The sequence below is a fragment of the Intrasporangium sp. genome, from assembly GCF_040414665.1.
Taxonomy (GTDB): domain Bacteria; phylum Actinomycetota; class Actinomycetes; order Actinomycetales; family Dermatophilaceae; genus Intrasporangium.
Genome location: NZ_JBEDUL010000170.1, coordinates 105,778 through 120,964 on the forward strand (window position 1 = coordinate 105,778; position 15,187 = coordinate 120,964).

General features: G+C 70.1%; 15 protein-coding genes. 14 read left to right on the forward strand and 1 reads right to left on the reverse strand.

Annotation, left to right across the window (positions count from 1 at the left end; all coding sequences use genetic code 11):
* Positions 1-71: 71 nt before the first annotated feature.
* Complete coding sequence (locus ABF401_RS19025) at positions 72-407, reverse strand: metallopeptidase family protein (protein WP_353511153.1); 336 nt, start codon at positions 405-407, stop codon at positions 72-74.
* A 181-nt stretch (positions 408-588) separates the two neighbouring features.
* On the opposite strand from ABF401_RS19025, the gene ABF401_RS19030 reads away from it, so the two are divergent.
* From ABF401_RS19030 to ABF401_RS19095, 14 genes are all read left to right on the forward strand, one after another.
* Positions 589-1,020, forward strand: a complete 432-nt coding sequence (locus tag ABF401_RS19030) for a DUF3499 domain-containing protein (protein ID WP_353511154.1) — start codon at positions 589-591, stop codon at positions 1,018-1,020.
* Entirely contained in the window at positions 1,017-2,498 is a 1,482-nt protein-coding gene (locus tag ABF401_RS19035) for a phosphomannomutase/phosphoglucomutase (protein WP_353511155.1), read from the forward strand. Before ABF401_RS19030 ends, ABF401_RS19035 begins: the two co-directional genes overlap by 4 nt.
* Positions 2,495-2,701, forward strand: a complete 207-nt coding sequence (locus ABF401_RS19040; RefSeq protein ID WP_353511156.1) for a Trm112 family protein — start codon at positions 2,495-2,497, stop codon at positions 2,699-2,701. The genes ABF401_RS19035 and ABF401_RS19040 overlap by 4 nt, the downstream gene beginning before the upstream one ends.
* 5 nt (positions 2,702-2,706) lie before the next feature.
* Positions 2,707-3,840 (forward strand): SIS domain-containing protein, encoded by a 1,134-nt coding sequence (locus ABF401_RS19045; RefSeq protein WP_353511157.1) that lies wholly within the window; start codon positions 2,707-2,709, stop codon positions 3,838-3,840.
* Positions 3,841-3,878: 38 nt separating this feature from the next.
* Positions 3,879-4,814: a DUF808 domain-containing protein gene (locus ABF401_RS19050; RefSeq protein WP_353511158.1), complete on the forward strand. Its 936-nt coding sequence runs from the start codon at positions 3,879-3,881 to the stop codon at positions 4,812-4,814.
* 89 nt (positions 4,815-4,903) lie between these two features.
* Positions 4,904-6,340, forward strand: a complete 1,437-nt coding sequence (gene ahcY, locus ABF401_RS19055) for an adenosylhomocysteinase (RefSeq protein ID WP_353511159.1) — start codon at positions 4,904-4,906, stop codon at positions 6,338-6,340.
* Positions 6,341-6,512: 172 nt separating this feature from the next.
* Entirely contained in the window at positions 6,513-7,022 is a 510-nt protein-coding gene (locus tag ABF401_RS19060) for a hypothetical protein (protein WP_353511160.1), read from the forward strand.
* A 103-nt stretch (positions 7,023-7,125) separates the two neighbouring features.
* Positions 7,126-7,803, forward strand: coding sequence for an MtrAB system response regulator MtrA (gene mtrA, locus ABF401_RS19065; RefSeq protein ID WP_353511161.1), 678 nt, complete (start codon positions 7,126-7,128; stop codon positions 7,801-7,803).
* A 66-nt stretch (positions 7,804-7,869) separates the two neighbouring features.
* Entirely contained in the window at positions 7,870-9,624 is a 1,755-nt protein-coding gene (mtrB, locus tag ABF401_RS19070; protein WP_353511162.1) for an MtrAB system histidine kinase MtrB, read from the forward strand.
* Positions 9,621-11,459: an LpqB family beta-propeller domain-containing protein gene (locus ABF401_RS19075; protein ID WP_353511163.1), complete on the forward strand. Its 1,839-nt coding sequence runs from the start codon at positions 9,621-9,623 to the stop codon at positions 11,457-11,459. Before mtrB ends, ABF401_RS19075 begins: the two co-directional genes overlap by 4 nt.
* A 114-nt stretch (positions 11,460-11,573) precedes the next feature.
* The gene (locus tag ABF401_RS19080) at positions 11,574-12,329 is read left to right on the forward strand and encodes a ComF family protein (protein ID WP_353511164.1); all 756 of its coding nucleotides are present in this window, start codon (positions 11,574-11,576) and stop codon (positions 12,327-12,329) included.
* 211 nt (positions 12,330-12,540) lie between these two features.
* Positions 12,541-13,191, forward strand: a complete 651-nt coding sequence (hpf, locus tag ABF401_RS19085) for a ribosome hibernation-promoting factor, HPF/YfiA family (protein WP_353511165.1) — start codon at positions 12,541-12,543, stop codon at positions 13,189-13,191.
* A 104-nt stretch (positions 13,192-13,295) separates the two neighbouring features.
* A complete protein-coding gene (locus ABF401_RS19090; protein WP_502908293.1) occupies positions 13,296-13,949 on the forward strand; it encodes a response regulator in 654 nt (217 codons plus the stop codon).
* Between the two features lie 113 nt (positions 13,950-14,062).
* On the forward strand, positions 14,063-15,166 hold the full coding sequence (locus ABF401_RS19095; RefSeq protein ID WP_353511167.1) for a winged helix-turn-helix domain-containing protein: 1,104 nt from the start codon (positions 14,063-14,065) through the stop codon (positions 15,164-15,166).
* Positions 15,167-15,187 lie beyond the last annotated feature (21 nt).

Genomic DNA, 15,187 nt, shown 5'->3' on the forward strand with positions numbered 1-15,187 from the left:
GCGGGCCACCCCCAAGGCCAAGCGGCATGCCGCTGGGCTCGGTCCCGTCCTACCGTCCCGTCCCCGCGACGTCAGTCGCCGAAGCCGGGGTCGAGCTCCTCGGGCGAGACGCCCAGCAGCCCGGCCACCTGCTCGGTGACGATGTCGGCCACGAGGGCGGCCACGTCACGCGGGTCGGACACGCGGGTCTCGACCGGACGCCGATAGACGACGATGCGGGCCGGGCGACTGCCCGTGGCCGGGAAGAGCCGCCCCAGCGGGACCTCGCGGTGCTCCCACGGCGCCGGTCCGCGCGGGACGTCCTCGACGGCGAACTCCACTGCGGGGAACGCTCTGCCACAGGTTGCCTCGAGACGTGCCGCGGCGTCGAGAACGTAGTCGTCGAAGCGGTCCCTGCGACTCGGCATCGCCGGCACCGGCGGCCAGGCCAAGGGACCCCGCGGGCCACGGCCGTGGCGGTCGCGCCGGCGGGACCGCGAGGTCTGAGCCGGAACCTGCCGATGACTCGTGCTCACATCGACACTCTAGAGCGGCTGCCTCGGCGTGGTGTGTCGTCGGGGCCGGTCGACCCGACTAGAGTCCACGATCGTGGGTCTCACACGTGGTTGCTCGAAGACCGGTTGCGCTCGCCCCGCCGTCGCCACCCTGACCTACGCCTACGCTGACCGAGCCATCGTCCTCGGGCCGCTCGCAACCTACGCCGAGCCGCACACGTATGACCTGTGTCGGGACCATGCCGAGCGGCTCACGGCACCTCGCGGCTGGAACGTCGTGCGCGTCGGCGGGGAGTTCTCCGAGCCGGTCCTTGCTGCGGACGACCTGTTGGCGCTCGCCGATGCCGTGCGAGAGGCGGGACGGCCAGGGTCTCACCGCCGGGCTGCCACGGCCGAGCGGACGGGCACCGGCGGCGACGAGGTGCCACAGGGGCCGACGCCACGAGGTCAGGCCAGCGCCGAGGCGGGCTCCGGCATCGTCGAGGCCCGCCGGCGGGGGCATCTGCGCATCCTCAGGGACTCGTGACGACTAAGGTCGTCGCCGTGCCCGTACTCACCGACTTCGTCAAGGCCTACGACGTGCGTGGGCTCGTCCCCGAGCAGCTGTCGGCGGACGTGGCCCGTGCGCTCGGCGTCGCATTCGCCGAGGTCATCGCGATCCCGGACGGGAAGGATCGTGTCGTCATCGGGCACGACATGCGCCCGAGCTCGCCGGACCTGTCGGCCGCCTTCGCGGACGGCGTCACCGCACGAGGCGTCGACGTGACGCTCATCGGGCTCTGTTCGACTGATGGGCTCTACTACGCGACCGGGGCGCTCGACCTGCCGGGTGCGATGTTCACCGCCAGCCACAACCCGGCCAAGTACAACGGGATCAAGCTGTGCCGTGCGGCCGCCCAACCGGTCGGGCAGGACACCGGTCTGGCCGAGGTGCGCGACCTTGCGCAGTGGCTGCTCGACGGGCGCTCCGGGCTTCCCGCCCCCCGGACGGCACGTGGCACCATCGAGGTCCGGGACATGCTGGCGGACTACAGCGCCTTCCTGCGCAGCCTCGTCGATCTCAGTGGTTCCCGACCGCTCAAGGTCGTGGTCGACGCCGCCAACGGCATGAGCGGTCTGACGGTGCCGGCGGTCCTCGGGACGGCTGCCGGTCTGCCGCCGCTCCCGTTGGAGATCGTGCCGCTGTACTTCGAGCTCGACGGCACCTTCCCGAACCATGAGGCCAACCCGCTCGACCCGGCGAACCTCGTGGACCTCCAGGAGGCCGTGCGTCTCCACGGCGCGGATCTGGGCCTGGCCTTCGACGGCGATGCCGATCGGTGCTTTGTCGTCGACGCCGACGGGGACCCGGTGTCCCCGAGCGCGATCACGGGCCTCGTCGCGGCGCGCGAGATCAGCCGGGCAAGGGAGGCGGGCGAGCGTGACGTGGCCATCGTCCACAACGTCATCTCGAGCGCCGCCGTCGCCGAGGTGTGCCGCGAGCACGACGCGACCCCCGTCCGGGCCCGCGTCGGTCACTCGTTCATCAAGACGGAGATGGCGCGAATCGGCGCTGTCTTCGGCGGTGAGCACTCGGCGCACTACTACTTCCGGGACTTCTGGTTCGCGGACACGGGAATGCTCGCGGCCCTTCACGTCCTCGCTGCCCTCGGCGAACAGGAACGCCCCCTGGCCGAGATCGCCCGCAGCTACGAGCGGTACGCCTCCTCGGGCGAGATCAACTCGACGGTCGAGGACCAGTCCAGCATCGTCGAGCGGGTGCGCGCGTGGGCGGACGTGAGGAGGGCCGGCATCGACGAGCTGGACGGGCTCACCGTCACCGCCCCGCAGTCCGCCGGTGAGATGTGGTGGTTCAACGTTCGCGCGTCCAACACGGAGCCGCTGCTGCGGCTCAACGTCGAGGCGGGCGACCGTGAGACGATGATCCGGGTCCGAGACGAGGTCCTCGGGCTCATCCGGGGCGCAGCCGCCCCAGCCCGTGACGAGGAGGAGCTGCCCGAATGAACAGCGACATCAGCGAGCAGCGGGAGACGATCGAACCCTGGCTGCGTGAGATCCTGCGCTGCCCCCGCTGCAAGGGTGAGCTGACCGATGACCAGGGCCCCGAGGCAGCCGAGCTGCGTTGCCCCGTATGCCAGCTGGCGTACCCCATTGACGAGGGGGTGCCCGTCCTGCTCGTGGACCTCGCCCGCCCGACGAACACCTGAGCCGCATGTTCGAAGAGTCCGGACTCGACGACCTCGACGCCCTCGAGCGCCTTGACGCCAGCGGGACACTCCGCGCCCTGGCAGGCGCCGGTGCGAGCGTCCGGCGGGCTCTCGAGGCATCAGCGAGCGCTGGGCTGGAACGGCTGGGCGACGTCAGGCCGAGAGGTGTCGTGGTCGCTGCGACCGGCGGGTCGGCCTGTGTGGCAGAGCTGTTCGAGGCGGTCGCCCGCGAGGGCGGTGCCATCCCGGTGCAGAGCTGCACGAGCGCGCCGCTGCCGGGTTGGGTGGGGGCCCTCGACCTCGTCGTCGCGGTCTCGCAGTCGGGCCGGGCAACGGGGCCCCTGGCGCTCGCGGCCGAAGCAGCTCGTCGCGGTGCGACCGTGCTGACCGTCGGCGCGCCCGACTCACCCCTGGCGGAGCTGAGCGCGCAATCGCGCGGCATCCACGTCCCGCTGGCGATGCCCGAATCCTCGTCACGCACCGCGATGTGGGCGCATGCCACGCCCCTGCTGCTCGCGGCCGACGCGCTCGGTGTCGCCAGCGTGTCGACCGCCACCGTCGACGCCCTCGCCGACGTCCTCGACGAGCGGGCCGCAGAGGTCGGACCATCGACCGAGTCGTTCGACAACCCGGCCAAGACCTTGGCGATGGACATCATCGAGTCGTCCGCCATCGTCCTCGGATCCGGGCACCTGGGCGGAGTCGCCGCCCGTCGAGCCGTCGCCATGTTCGGCCGCACCGGCCGGGTGCCAGTCGCATCCGGCGTCCTGCCGGACGCGGCGAGCCAGGTGGTCGCCTGTTTCGACGGGCCTCTCGCAGGCGGGGAGTCGGTCGAGGAGGACGACATCTTCGCCGACCCCTACCTCGACGGTCCGCGGCGCCCACCCCTCCGGCTCGTCATGCTCCGGCACGCCTCCGAGGCCGGGACGGACCCGCAGGTCCTCGCCGACGCCGTCGTCGCGGCGGCCGAGGACGCGGGAGTCCGGGTCTCCCTCGTGGACGCCGTCTCCGATGACCCCCTGCTGCGAGTCGCGTCGCACGTCGCCCTCACCGACTTCGCGGCCACGTACCTCGCCCTGGGCCAGGGCTACGACCCGGCGACCTCGCCACACGTGAGACTGCTCAGAGGCGCTCGCTAGAGCGAGCCTCCCGGCAACGGCCACCTACGATGTAGCCCATGGCAGGTGGACTGGTTGCGCTCCTCGACGACATCGCCGCCCTGGCGAAGCTCGCCGCGGCCTCGATCGACGACGTGGGTGCAGCCGCAGCGCGGGCAAGTGCCAAGGCGACCGGTGTCGTCATCGACGACACGGCGGTGACGCCGCGCTACGTCCAGGGCCTCCAGGCAGAGCGTGAGCTGCCCATCATCAAGCGGATCGCCCTCGGCTCCGTCCGCAACAAGCTGCTCATCATCCTGCCGGTGATCATGGTGCTCAGCCAGTTCCTTCCCTGGTTGCTGACGCCGATCCTCATGGTCGGTGGCGCGTACCTCGCCTACGAGGGGGCCGAGAAGATCTGGGAGGCCCTGTCGGGCCACGAGGAGGCGGAGCCTGCCGCAGCGATCGACGAGAAGCAGGAGGAGTCGATCGTCTCTGGAGCCATCGCCACCGACTTCATTCTCTCGGCCGAGATCATGGTCATCGCCCTCAACGAGGTGGCTGACGAGCCGTTCGTCTCCAGACTGGTCATCCTCATCATCGTCGCCCTCCTCATCACCGCGCTCGTCTACGGCGTCGTGGCACTCATCGTCAAGATGGATGACATCGGCCTGCGGCTCTCCCAGCGCTCCTCCTCCGGCGCCCAGACGATCGGGCGGGCCCTCGTCAGGACGATGCCGGTGCTGCTCAGTGTCCTGTCGACCGTCGGCATCGCCGCGATGCTGTGGGTGGGGGGCCACATCCTCCTCGGCGGGATCGACGAGCTCGGCTGGCACGCTCCCTACGACCTCGTCCACCATCTCGAGGAGACCGTCGGCGGGGTGGCCGGTATCGGTGGATTCCTCGCCTGGTTGGTCAACACCCTCGCATCGGCCCTCCTCGGCCTCGTGGTCGGCGCCCTCATCGTCGCCGTCATGCACCTGATCCCGCGTCGACCCGGAGCCGCGGCGCACTGACGGTAGAATCGGCGACTCCGGCGTGGGTGACGACCCGCGAGACCCAGAGGGGCGCGCCGGGTCAGCACACCAAGCCAAGGAGATCTGTCATGTCCTTTGACCACAAGGTGGCCGACCTGAGCCTCGCCGCGGCCGGCCGGCACCAGCTGCGCCTCGCGGAGCACGAGATGCCCGGGCTCATGGCCCTGCGCGCGGAGTACGCCGAGAGCCAGCCGCTCCAGGGCGCCCGGATCGCGGGGTCCCTCCACATGACCGTCCAGACGGCGGTTCTCATCGAGACGCTCACCGCGCTCGGAGCCGAGATCCGCTGGGCCTCATGCAACATCTTCTCCACCCAGGACGAGGCGGCGGCCGCCGTCGTCGTCGGCCCCGACGGGACGCCCGAGGACCCCAAGGGGGTTCCGGTCTTCGCGTGGAAGGGCGAGACCCTGCCGGAGTACTGGTGGTGCACCGAGCAGATCCTCACCTGGCCGGACGGCGACGGCCCGAACATGATCCTCGACGACGGCGGCGACGCGACGATGCTCGTCCACAGGGGAGTCGAGTGGGAGGCCGCCGGACAGGTCCCCGCGACGACCGAGGAGGACTCCGAGGAGTTCGGCGTCTTCAAGGAGCTGGTGCGCCAGACTCTCGCCAGCGACGCCCAGAAGTGGACGCGCGTCGCCGCCGGGATCAAGGGCGTCACCGAGGAGACGACCACTGGAGTCCACCGGCTCTACCAGCTCGCCGAGTCGGGCGACCTGCTGTTCCCCGCGATCAACGTCAACGACTCGGTGACCAAGAGCAAGTTCGACAACAAGTACGGCTGCCGCCACTCGCTCATCGACGGACTCAACCGTGCAACCGATGTCCTCATCGGCGGCAAGATGGCCGTGGTCTGCGGCTTCGGCGACGTCGGCAAGGGGTGCGCCCAGTCGCTGGCGGGTCAAGGTGCCCGTGTCGTCATCACCGAGGTGGACCCGATCTGCGCCCTCCAGGCGGCGATGGAGGGCTACCAGGTCCTCCGGCTCGACGATGTCGTCGACCAGGCCGACATCTTCATCACGACGACCGGCTGCTACGACGTCATCACCGCCGACCACATGACCCAGATGAAGGACAAGGCGATCGTCGCCAACATCGGGCACTTCGACAACGAGATCGACATGGCCGGGCTCGCCCGGGTGCCCGGTGTGAGCAAGACGGAGATCAAGCCGCAGGTCCACGAGTGGTCCTTCCCGGGCGGGCGCAGCATCATCGTGCTGTCCGAGGGCCGCTTGATGAACCTCGGCAACGCCACCGGACACCCGAGCTTCGTCATGAGCAACAGCTTCTCGAACCAGACGATCGCCCAGATCGAGCTGTTCACCAAGAACACCGACTACGGCAAGCAGGTCTACACGCTGCCGAAGGTGCTCGACGAGAAGGTCGCCCGGCTCCATCTGGATGCGCTCGGAGTGCGACTCACCGAGCTGACCAAGGGCCAGGCCGAGTACCTCGGGGTGGACGTGGCCGGCCCGTACAAGCCGCAGCACTACCGGTACTGACGCCACCGAAGTGCAGACCAGCCACACGCGGTCGTATGCCGCTGAGCCCGCCGAGCCCAGCGGCATACGGCATCGCGTGGCTGGGTCACCAGCCCGCCTGGTGGGCGGCCCTGCACCCGGAACCGATGAACTCCCGGCGACACGATCCGGGGAGTACGAGACGAAGGCAACGATGAGAAAGCTCCTGAGCGGTGCGTTGGCGCTCACCCTCACCCTGGCGCTCGGCGCCTGCGGCACGCTTGAGGACGCCTTCATGAGTCCCGCGCCGACCGCCGTCCCACGGGCGGACACCACACCCGTGGACGCGGCGACCGCCACGCCCACGGCCACGACAGCCTCACGTGCGGTCGACCAGGCCACACCCGAGGCGGCCATGGAGTCCTGGCTCGCCGCCCTCGTCGCCGGCGACGGTGTCGCCGTCTGCGCCCTCATGGCGGCAGACGGCAATCCCGTCGACAGCATCGAGGGTGCCGCGCCGGACTGCGGGGAGGCGCTGACGCCGCTGCTCAGCTCGCTGCAGGAGCTGCGGGGCATGTTCGACGGTCTGAGCATCGACGGGGCGACGGTCATCGACGACCTGGCCACCTTCGAGGCAGCCACGGTCAAGCCCGACGTCGCAGCACAGGTGATCCACCGGTTCAAGGCGGTCAAGATCAAGGACAAGTGGTTCGTGACCGAATGACCTCGGGTGAGACCGCGCCTCTGCAGCACCGACGGCCCGCGCCGCTGTGTGATGATGTGGCCATGATGTGCGGGCCCACCTGCGGGCTGCGAAGGGAGAAGAAGTGAAGGGTCGGGTTCTGGTCGTCGACGACGACCTTGCCCTCGCCGAGATGCTGGGCATCGTGTTGCGCAACGAGGGCCTCGAGGTCACCCACGTGGCCGACGGAGGCGACGCCGTTCCGGCCTTCCGGGAGGCGCGACCAGACCTCGTCCTGCTCGACGTCATGCTCCCCGGCGTGGACGGCATGGAGGTGTGCCGTCGGATCCGAGCGGAGAGTGGCGTGCCGATCGTCATGCTGACGGCGCGGACCGACACGGTCGACGTCGTGGTCGGGCTCGAGTCAGGGGCCGACGACTACGTCGTCAAGCCCTTCAAGCCCCAAGAGCTCATCGCACGGGTCCGGGCTCGACTCCGCCGAGGGGACGAGCCGGCGCCGGAGAAGCTGACGATCGGTGATCTCGAGATCGACGTCGCCGGGCACTCGGTCAGGCGGGACGGGAAGGCGCTGTCGCTGACACCGCTCGAGTTCGACCTGCTCGTGGCGCTCGCGCGCAAGCCGTGGCAGGTCTTCACCCGCGAGGTGCTGCTCGAGCAGGTGTGGGGATATCGCCACGCGGGCGACACCCGTCTCGTCAACGTCCATGTGCAGCGGCTGCGGTCCAAGATCGAGCACGATCCCGAGCGTCCGGAGATCGTCGTCACGGTCAGGGGCGTCGGCTACAAGGCGGGGCCCGCCTGAGGCCTGTCGGCAACGGCAGCGCCGCGGAGTCCGGGCGATGGAGATGAGTGAGCGGCCCACGCAGTGATGGAGATCGACGAGACAGCCCGGGGCCACCAACCCCGGAGCCGCACGGAGAGACTGGGGCAGCAGCTGAGGACGCTGTGGCGCCGACCCCTTCACCTGTGGCGCGCCTCGCTCGGCTTCCGGGTCGTCGTGGCGACGATGCTGCTCGGCATCCTCGTGCTCACGGCGGTTGGCACCTATCTGTACGGCTCCATCGCCCAAGGTCTCGTCGACGGGCGCCAGAGCATTGCCGCCGTCGACTCCCAGCGTGACGCGAAGGACACGCAGAACTACTTCCAGTACACCGACAAGGTGGACTCCACGGCCGATGTCAGCCAAGGGGCGACCGACCAGATCAGGTCCCTGCAGCGCGACAGCGGGACGCAGGAACGCTACGTCGTCCTGTCTCGCCTCGAGACGAACAACAACCCCAACATCATCGGGCCGATCGAGAGCGGTTCCGTCGGGGCCCGCTTCATCCCCAAGGAGCTGTCCCAGGCTGTCGCAGAGAACCCCGACCGGCAGCAGATGCAGATCACGACGGTCGAGCTCGGCGACAACACCGTCTCCGCCCTCGTCGTGGGGCAGCAGGTGGCCCTGCCGGTCGTCGGCGACTACGGCCTCTACTTCATCTATCCGATGCAGCGCGAACGGGACATCATCAACCTCGTCGGCCGGACCTTTGTGCTCGGTGGGGTCGCGCTCATCCTCCTCGTCGGTGCCATCGCCTTCGTCGTGACCCGGCTCGTCGCGGACCCGGTGCGTCGCGCAGCGATCGTCGCCGAGCGTTTCGCTGAGGGGAACCTCAATGAGCGCATGCGAGCCAAGGGCGAGGACGACCTGGCGCGCCTCGGCAACTCGTTCAATGCGATGGCGGCGTCGCTGCAACAGCAGATCGCCCAGCTCGAGAACCTGTCGCGGGTCCAGCAGCGATTCGTCTCCGACGTGTCCCACGAGCTGCGCACCCCTTTGACGACGATCCGGATGGCCGCGGATCTCATCCACGACTCACGGGGCGCCTTCGACCCGACCGTGTCGAGGTCGGCGGAGCTGCTCATGGGTGAGCTCGACCGCTTCGAGTCCCTCTTGACCGACCTGCTCGAGATCTCGCGCTTCGACGCCGGCGCCGCTGTCCTCGAGATCGAGGCCACCGACCTGCGCGGCTGTGTTGAGCGGGCGGTCGACGCCCACCGTACCCTCGCTGGGCGCAAGGGCATCGAGCTGGTCGTCAACGAGCCGAGCTTCCCCGTCGTGGCCGAGATGGACACACGCCGGATCGAGCGCGTCCTGCGCAACCTCATCGCCAATGCGATCGAGCACGGCGACGGTCGACCGGTCGAGGTGACCCTGGGCGCCAACGACTCGGCCGTGGCGGTCACCGTCCGAGACCATGGCGTGGGCCTGCGGCCGGGTGAGGCGGCCCTCGTGTTCACCCGGTTCTGGCGGGCGGACCCGGCCCGCGCTCGCACGACCGGCGGCACCGGCCTGGGACTGGCCATCTCGCTCGAGGACGCCCGACTGCACGCCGGAAGGCTCGAGGCCTGGGGAGCCCCGGGGGAGGGCTCCTGCTTCCGGCTCACCCTTCCACGACACGCCGATGCGACGATCACCGGCTCCCCACTGCCGTTGAGCCCGCTTGCCGTGGGAGTCCATCGCGACCAGGCCCAGGCAGGCGAGCCGGCCTGGAACGCCACTGACCGCGCGACAGAGGACACCGTCAAGCTGCGGCGGATCACCCGTGCCCAGCCGCCGACCAGGGCGGAGCACCCGTCATGAGGTCCGCCGTCCGGCGCCGGGTGTGGGTCGTCCTCGCTGCCCTGCTCGTGGCCGGAGTGGTCGCCGGTTGTGCGGGACTGCCGGACTCCTCCAGGGTCAGCGATGGGCGCCGGCTCGACGAACCGTTCAACGACCCATACCGGGTGACGGCGCAACTGCCCGTCGCGGGCGCGAGCCCCGAGCAGATCGCCCGTGGCTTCATCCGCGCGGGTGAGGACCAGGCCGAGACGCACGCCACCGCGAAGGCCTACCTCACCGAGCCGTCGGTGGGCAGGTGGCGCTGGTCTGCGCGCGACACGATCATCTACAACCGGGCCAGCGACCTCCACGTCCGGCTAACCGGCGGCAGCTCCGTCGAGGTCAGCGTCGCGCCGGTGGGCGTCCTCGGGACCGATGGCCGCTACCGCGACACCGAGCCCGGCACGGTGATCCGCACGACCTTCGGCCTGACGCGGGTGGCGGGTCAGTGGCGGCTCGACCTGCCCGAAGAGGGTTTCGGTGTCTGGCTGGAGGCGACGGCCTTCGACAACCTGTATGTCGCCGCTCCCGTGCACTACGTCACGCCCTCCGGCCGCGAGCTGATTCCCGACACCCGGTGGTTCCCGCGGGGGCCGCGGCTGGCCACGAGCCTGGCGCGCGCCCAGCTCGAGCCCGTGCCACCCCACCTCGCCGGTGCGGTGACCAGCGGCTTTCCCAACGCGACGCGGCTCGCCGTCGATTCGGTCCCCATCGAGTCCGGGCATGCGCGGGTGGACCTCACCTCGAGCGCGTTCTCGGCGGGCCTCGAGGACCGGCGCGCGATGTGGGCACAGCTGTCGGCGACGCTGACGAGGGCGAACGTCTCCTCGATCTCCATCTCCGTCGAGGGCACCGCGCTGGACCTCGCCGGCGTGGGCACGACCCTGTCCACGCCGCAGGAGGTCGGTTATGGCTTCACGCCAGCCCCGATCTTCGACTCGGCCCTCATCCGCAGCGGCAAGACCTTCAAGCGCATCGATCCCACATTCATCGCCGATGATGCCAATGCCCAGGCGCGCCGGGGGGCTCAGTCCCTCAAGCCGGACGACCCGAGCGAGCCGCCAGGTGAGTGGAACCAGCTGACCCTGTCCCGCGACGGGAACCAGGTCGCCGCGGTCGGCGGGGACTTCAAGGAGCTGTCCATCTGGCCGGCGCACGAGAAGGTGGTCCGCCTCACCGGCAGCTGGACCAACCTCATCCGGCCGGCCTATGACCGGAGCCAGTACCTCTGGGTCGCCGGGCGGGCGGGGGGGAGCGCACGGATCTGGACGCTCAACACGGCGTCCTTGGTGCCGCAGCCGAAGCCCGTCCCCGTCGCCGTGCCCTGGCTTGGCGCGAGGGAGATCGTGGCACTGACGCTGTCGGGCGACGGGAGCCGCGCGCTCATCATCACCAGGGACCCGAAGACCTCAGCCGACCAGCTGCACGTCGCTGGTGTCGTGCGGGCAGCCAACGGACAACCGGCGGCGCTCGCGGAGCCACTGCGCCAGGCGCAGCCGCTGAGACAGATGCGGGATGTGGTCTGGCTCGGCTCCGAGTCCTTTGCCGTCCTCGGTCGGCTGACGGACCGGGGCGACGTCATTCCGTGGATCGGCCACGTCGGTGGCGGCCTCGACGGACTGCGCCTGCGCATTGGCCAGAGCGATCCCTCCAAGGAGCGTCTCGACAAGGTTCCGGGGGGTGCCAGGACGATCACGACGGCCGGGAGCCAGCGGGGTCTCATCTGCCTGACGGACGACAACCGGGTGATGGCCAAGGCGGGTCTGAGCTGGCGGCAGATCGCGGAGGGCACCGACCTGCTCCTGCCGGGCCGCTGATCGACTGCGGTCGGACCAGGGCCTGCGGTCCACAGGCGCGGCCGCTCGGCGACGCACTCCACAGCGCGCGTAATCCGGCTGGCTCATCGGCATCCACCACGATCTGCTGGCGGGGTGGTCCGTCTCCTCGCCGAGCTGATCGATCTCGTGCTGCCTCTCGAGTGCGCTGCCTGCAGGCGTCCCGGCGACTCATGGTGTCGACGCTGCTCGGCCGCGCTCGCCCGGTCCCGTCTGGCACCGAGCGTCCGCCAGGTTGCGCCTGATCCGGTCCCGACAGGCTTCCCCTCGTGCTTCGCCTGGGGTCAGTACACCGGCCCCCTGCGCGCGGGCATCCGGTCCTGGAAGGACGGGGGCAGGAGGGACCTCGATCGGGGGCTGGCCGTGCTCCTGGCCTCGGCGATGGCGGATGCTCTCCGCGGACCTGCGCCCACCTGCATCCGCCCGCCGGGCGGAGGCAGCTGGGCGGCCGGTCCGGTCCTCATCATCACCGTCCCTTCGTCAGCGCGGGCCGTGCGGCTGCGAGGCGACCGTCCGCTCGAGCAGGTGACGCACCACGCGCTCGAGTGCCTTGCGGGTGACCCTGGACCGAGGCCACCTCTGCTGGGCCCGGTGGACGCTCTCCACCACCGACGGGTGGTCGCTGACCAGGCGGGCCTGGGGGCCGTCGGCAGGTCCGCCAACCTGCAGTCGTCCATGGAGGTGGCACCCCGGACGGCAGAGCTCGTCCGGGGGCGGCTCTGCCTCATCGTCGATGACGTCGTCACGACGGGCAGCACCCTTGCGGAAGCTGCGCGGGCGGTGCGGGCCGCTGGGGCGACCGACGTCCGGGCGGCAGTCATCGCAGCGACGCGACGACGCTCGGGTCCCTGACCGACGGTCCTGGGGGGATGCCTTCCCACAGCCGATGGGTCCAAGTACTGTCATCGAAAGGAGACCCCCGGCCCCGCGGTGCGGCGTCCTCTCGAGAGTCTTACCGCGGCGGGCCTGATGACGGAGAGGGTGGTGCCGAGGTGATGCGGGGGCCTGTCCCGGGCCCCGAACCAGGAGCACTGAGCGCCCAGAGCGCGATCAAGGAGGAACCGTGGAGATTGTCGTGACTGGACGCCGCGTCCAGGTCCCTGACCGATTCCGTGAGCTGTTGAACGAGCGCTTGGGCAAGGTTGCCGCACTGGCGCCGAAGGTGCATCGAATCGACGTCGTCGTGACGCACGAGCAGGTTGCTCGAGGCCGTGGGTCCGAGCGAGTCGAGATCACCTGCCGAGCGAAGGGGCCTGTCATCCGGGCGGAGGCTGCGCTCGATGACAAGTACGCCGCACTCGACGCCGCAGTCGACAAGCTCATGGAACGCCTTCGCAGGGTCAACGACAAGCGCCGCGTCAGCCGGGGCAGGCGGGTTCCCGAGTCGGTCGCGCAGGCGACCGCCCGCATCGACGCGGAGAACGGGTCGGCGCCCACCGCGCAGGAGGCCGCTCCCGTGGGCGGGGCTGGCCCGCAGGAGGAGAGCCGCTTCGGCGCCGTGGGCAGTTCGCCCATTGAGGTCCGCGAGAAGGTCCACACCGCGGCTCCGATGTCCCTCGAGGACGCGGTCAACCAAATGGAGCTCGTGGGCCACGACTTCTTCCTCTTCCACGACATGGACACCGACCGGCCCAGCGTGGTGTACCGCAGACGCGGCTGGAGCTACGGGGTCCTGCACCTGGAGACGGAGCAACCCGTCGCTGCCACGGGCTGACCCAAGCCCCCGTCACGTCTGACGGCGATGGTCCGGATGGTCGCCGGCCCTGCCAAGATGAGGGGGTGAATCCCGCACCTCCAGATGTCATCAGAGTGCTCATCGTGGACGATCACGCGCTGTACCGGCGCGGGCTGCAGACCGTGCTCGCAACGGAAGACGGAATCGACGTCGTCGGGGAGGCGGCCGACGGGAACGAGGCGGTTGACCTTGCCGAGGAGACGCTGCCCGACGTCATCGTCATGGATGTCGGGATGCCGAAACGCGGCGGCATCGAGGCCTGCCGGGTCATCAAGCAGCGCATCCCGTCGGCTCGGATCATCATGCTCACCAGCTCCGACGACGAGGAGCACCTGTTCGAGGCCGTCCGCGCCGGGGCCAACGGCTACCTGCTCAAGGACGTGCCGCCCGAGGAGGTGGCGGTCGGAATCCGGGGAGTCTTCGACGGGCAGTCGCTGATCTCGCCGATGATGGCCTCGAAGCTGCTCCAGGAGTTCTCCAAGATGAGCCTGCACGAGGCCGCGGCTCCGGCGCCGACCCCGGAGCTCGAGCTGCCGCGGCTGACCGATCGCGAGCTGCAGATCCTCCGGCAGGTGGCGCGCGGCAAGCTCAACCGCGAGATCGCCGGAGCGCTGTTCATCTCCGAGAACACCGTCCGCAACCACATCCGCAACATCCTGGACAAGCTGCAGATGCACTCGCGCATGGAGGCTGCCATGTACGCGGTGCGGCAACGCCTCATCGAGCCGGGGGAGTGAACGGCGGCGTGTCGACCGGCCCGGTCCGTCGGCTCACCCCTGTGCAGGCTCGGCGCATCGCCATCGCAGCCCAAGGCCTTCTCGACCCGCGTCCGGCCCCCTTCACTGCCTCGATGCGCCATATCCAGCGCGTCATCGACCGGGTCGGCGTCGTGCAGATCGACAGCGTCAACGTCGTGTCGCGCAGCCACTACCTCCCGTTCTTCTCCCGTCTCGGGCCGTACGACCGGGCGATCCTCGAGCGGGCTCGCGACCGGGCGCCTCGGCGGCTCGTCGAGTACTGGGCCCACGAGGCGAGCCTCATCCCACCCGAGACCTGGCCGCTGCTAGACCACCGGATGCGCCGCGCCGCGGACGGCGCCTGGGGGTCGATGCGCCGGATCCTCGCGGAGCGCCCGGACTTCGTCGACCTGGTCGAGCAGGAGGTCGAGGACCGGGGGCCGATGACCGCTCGCGAGGTCGAGGTCGCGCTCAACCACGACCAGCCGCGCGGCAAGGACAACTGGGGCTGGAACTGGAGCGAGGTCAAGCAGGCCCTCGAATACCTCTTCTGGGCCGGACGGATCAGCTCCGCCGGGCGCACGGCGCAGTTCGAGAGGAGGTATGCGTCGCTCGAGCAGACGGCGCCGCGGCACCTGAGATCGGTGTGGCGTGATCGGCCCGGGCCGGAGGCCGACCCGGATCGGTTCATCGAGCTCGTCCGCATCGCCGCGCGGGCGCACGGCATCGGTACCGAGCTCTGTCTCGCCGACTACTTCCGGATCACGCGCACCGATGCCCGAGCAGCGATCAGCCGGCTCGAGGCCATTGGCGAGCTCATCCCCGTCGACGTGCCCGGCTGGCGCCCAGCGTGGCTGCACGCGGGCGCGCGCATCCCCCGGAAGGTTCACGCCGAGGCGCTGCTCAGCCCGTTCGACTCCCTCGTCTGGCAACGCGACCGGGTGCACGCCCTCTGGGACTTCCACTACCGCATCGAGATCTACACCCCCGCCCACAAGCGCGTGCACGGCTACTACGTCCTGCCCTTTCTCTTCGGCGACGCGCTCGTCGCGCGCTGCGACCTCAAGGCGGACCGCGCGGCCGGGGTCCTGCGCTGCCACGCCGTCACCTGGGAGCCGGACGCGCCCCCCGACGCCCGTCCGGCACTGGAGCGCAATCTCGAGTCGATGGCCCGCTGGCTCGGGCTCGACCACGTCGTGATGGCCACGCCCTCCTGAGAGCGAGCCCGGCGGCATACG

Coding starts and splice junctions, on each gene's coding strand:
- ABF401_RS19025 (WP_353511153.1), bottom strand. CDS start 407: ATGCCGAGTCGCAGGGACCGCTTCGACGACTACGTTCTCGACGCCGCG.
- ABF401_RS19040 (WP_353511156.1), top strand. CDS start 2,495: ATGAACAGCGACATCAGCGAGCAGCGGGAGACGATCGAACCCTGGCTG.
- ABF401_RS19045 (WP_353511157.1), top strand. CDS start 2,707: ATGTTCGAAGAGTCCGGACTCGACGACCTCGACGCCCTCGAGCGCCTT.
- ABF401_RS19050 (WP_353511158.1), top strand. CDS start 3,879: ATGGCAGGTGGACTGGTTGCGCTCCTCGACGACATCGCCGCCCTGGCG.
- ahcY (WP_353511159.1), top strand. CDS start 4,904: ATGTCCTTTGACCACAAGGTGGCCGACCTGAGCCTCGCCGCGGCCGGC.
- ABF401_RS19060 (WP_353511160.1), top strand. CDS start 6,513: ATGAGAAAGCTCCTGAGCGGTGCGTTGGCGCTCACCCTCACCCTGGCG.
- mtrB (WP_353511162.1), top strand. CDS start 7,870: ATGGAGATCGACGAGACAGCCCGGGGCCACCAACCCCGGAGCCGCACG.
- ABF401_RS19075 (WP_353511163.1), top strand. CDS start 9,621: ATGAGGTCCGCCGTCCGGCGCCGGGTGTGGGTCGTCCTCGCTGCCCTG.
- ABF401_RS19095 (WP_353511167.1), top strand. CDS start 14,063: ATGCGCCATATCCAGCGCGTCATCGACCGGGTCGGCGTCGTGCAGATC.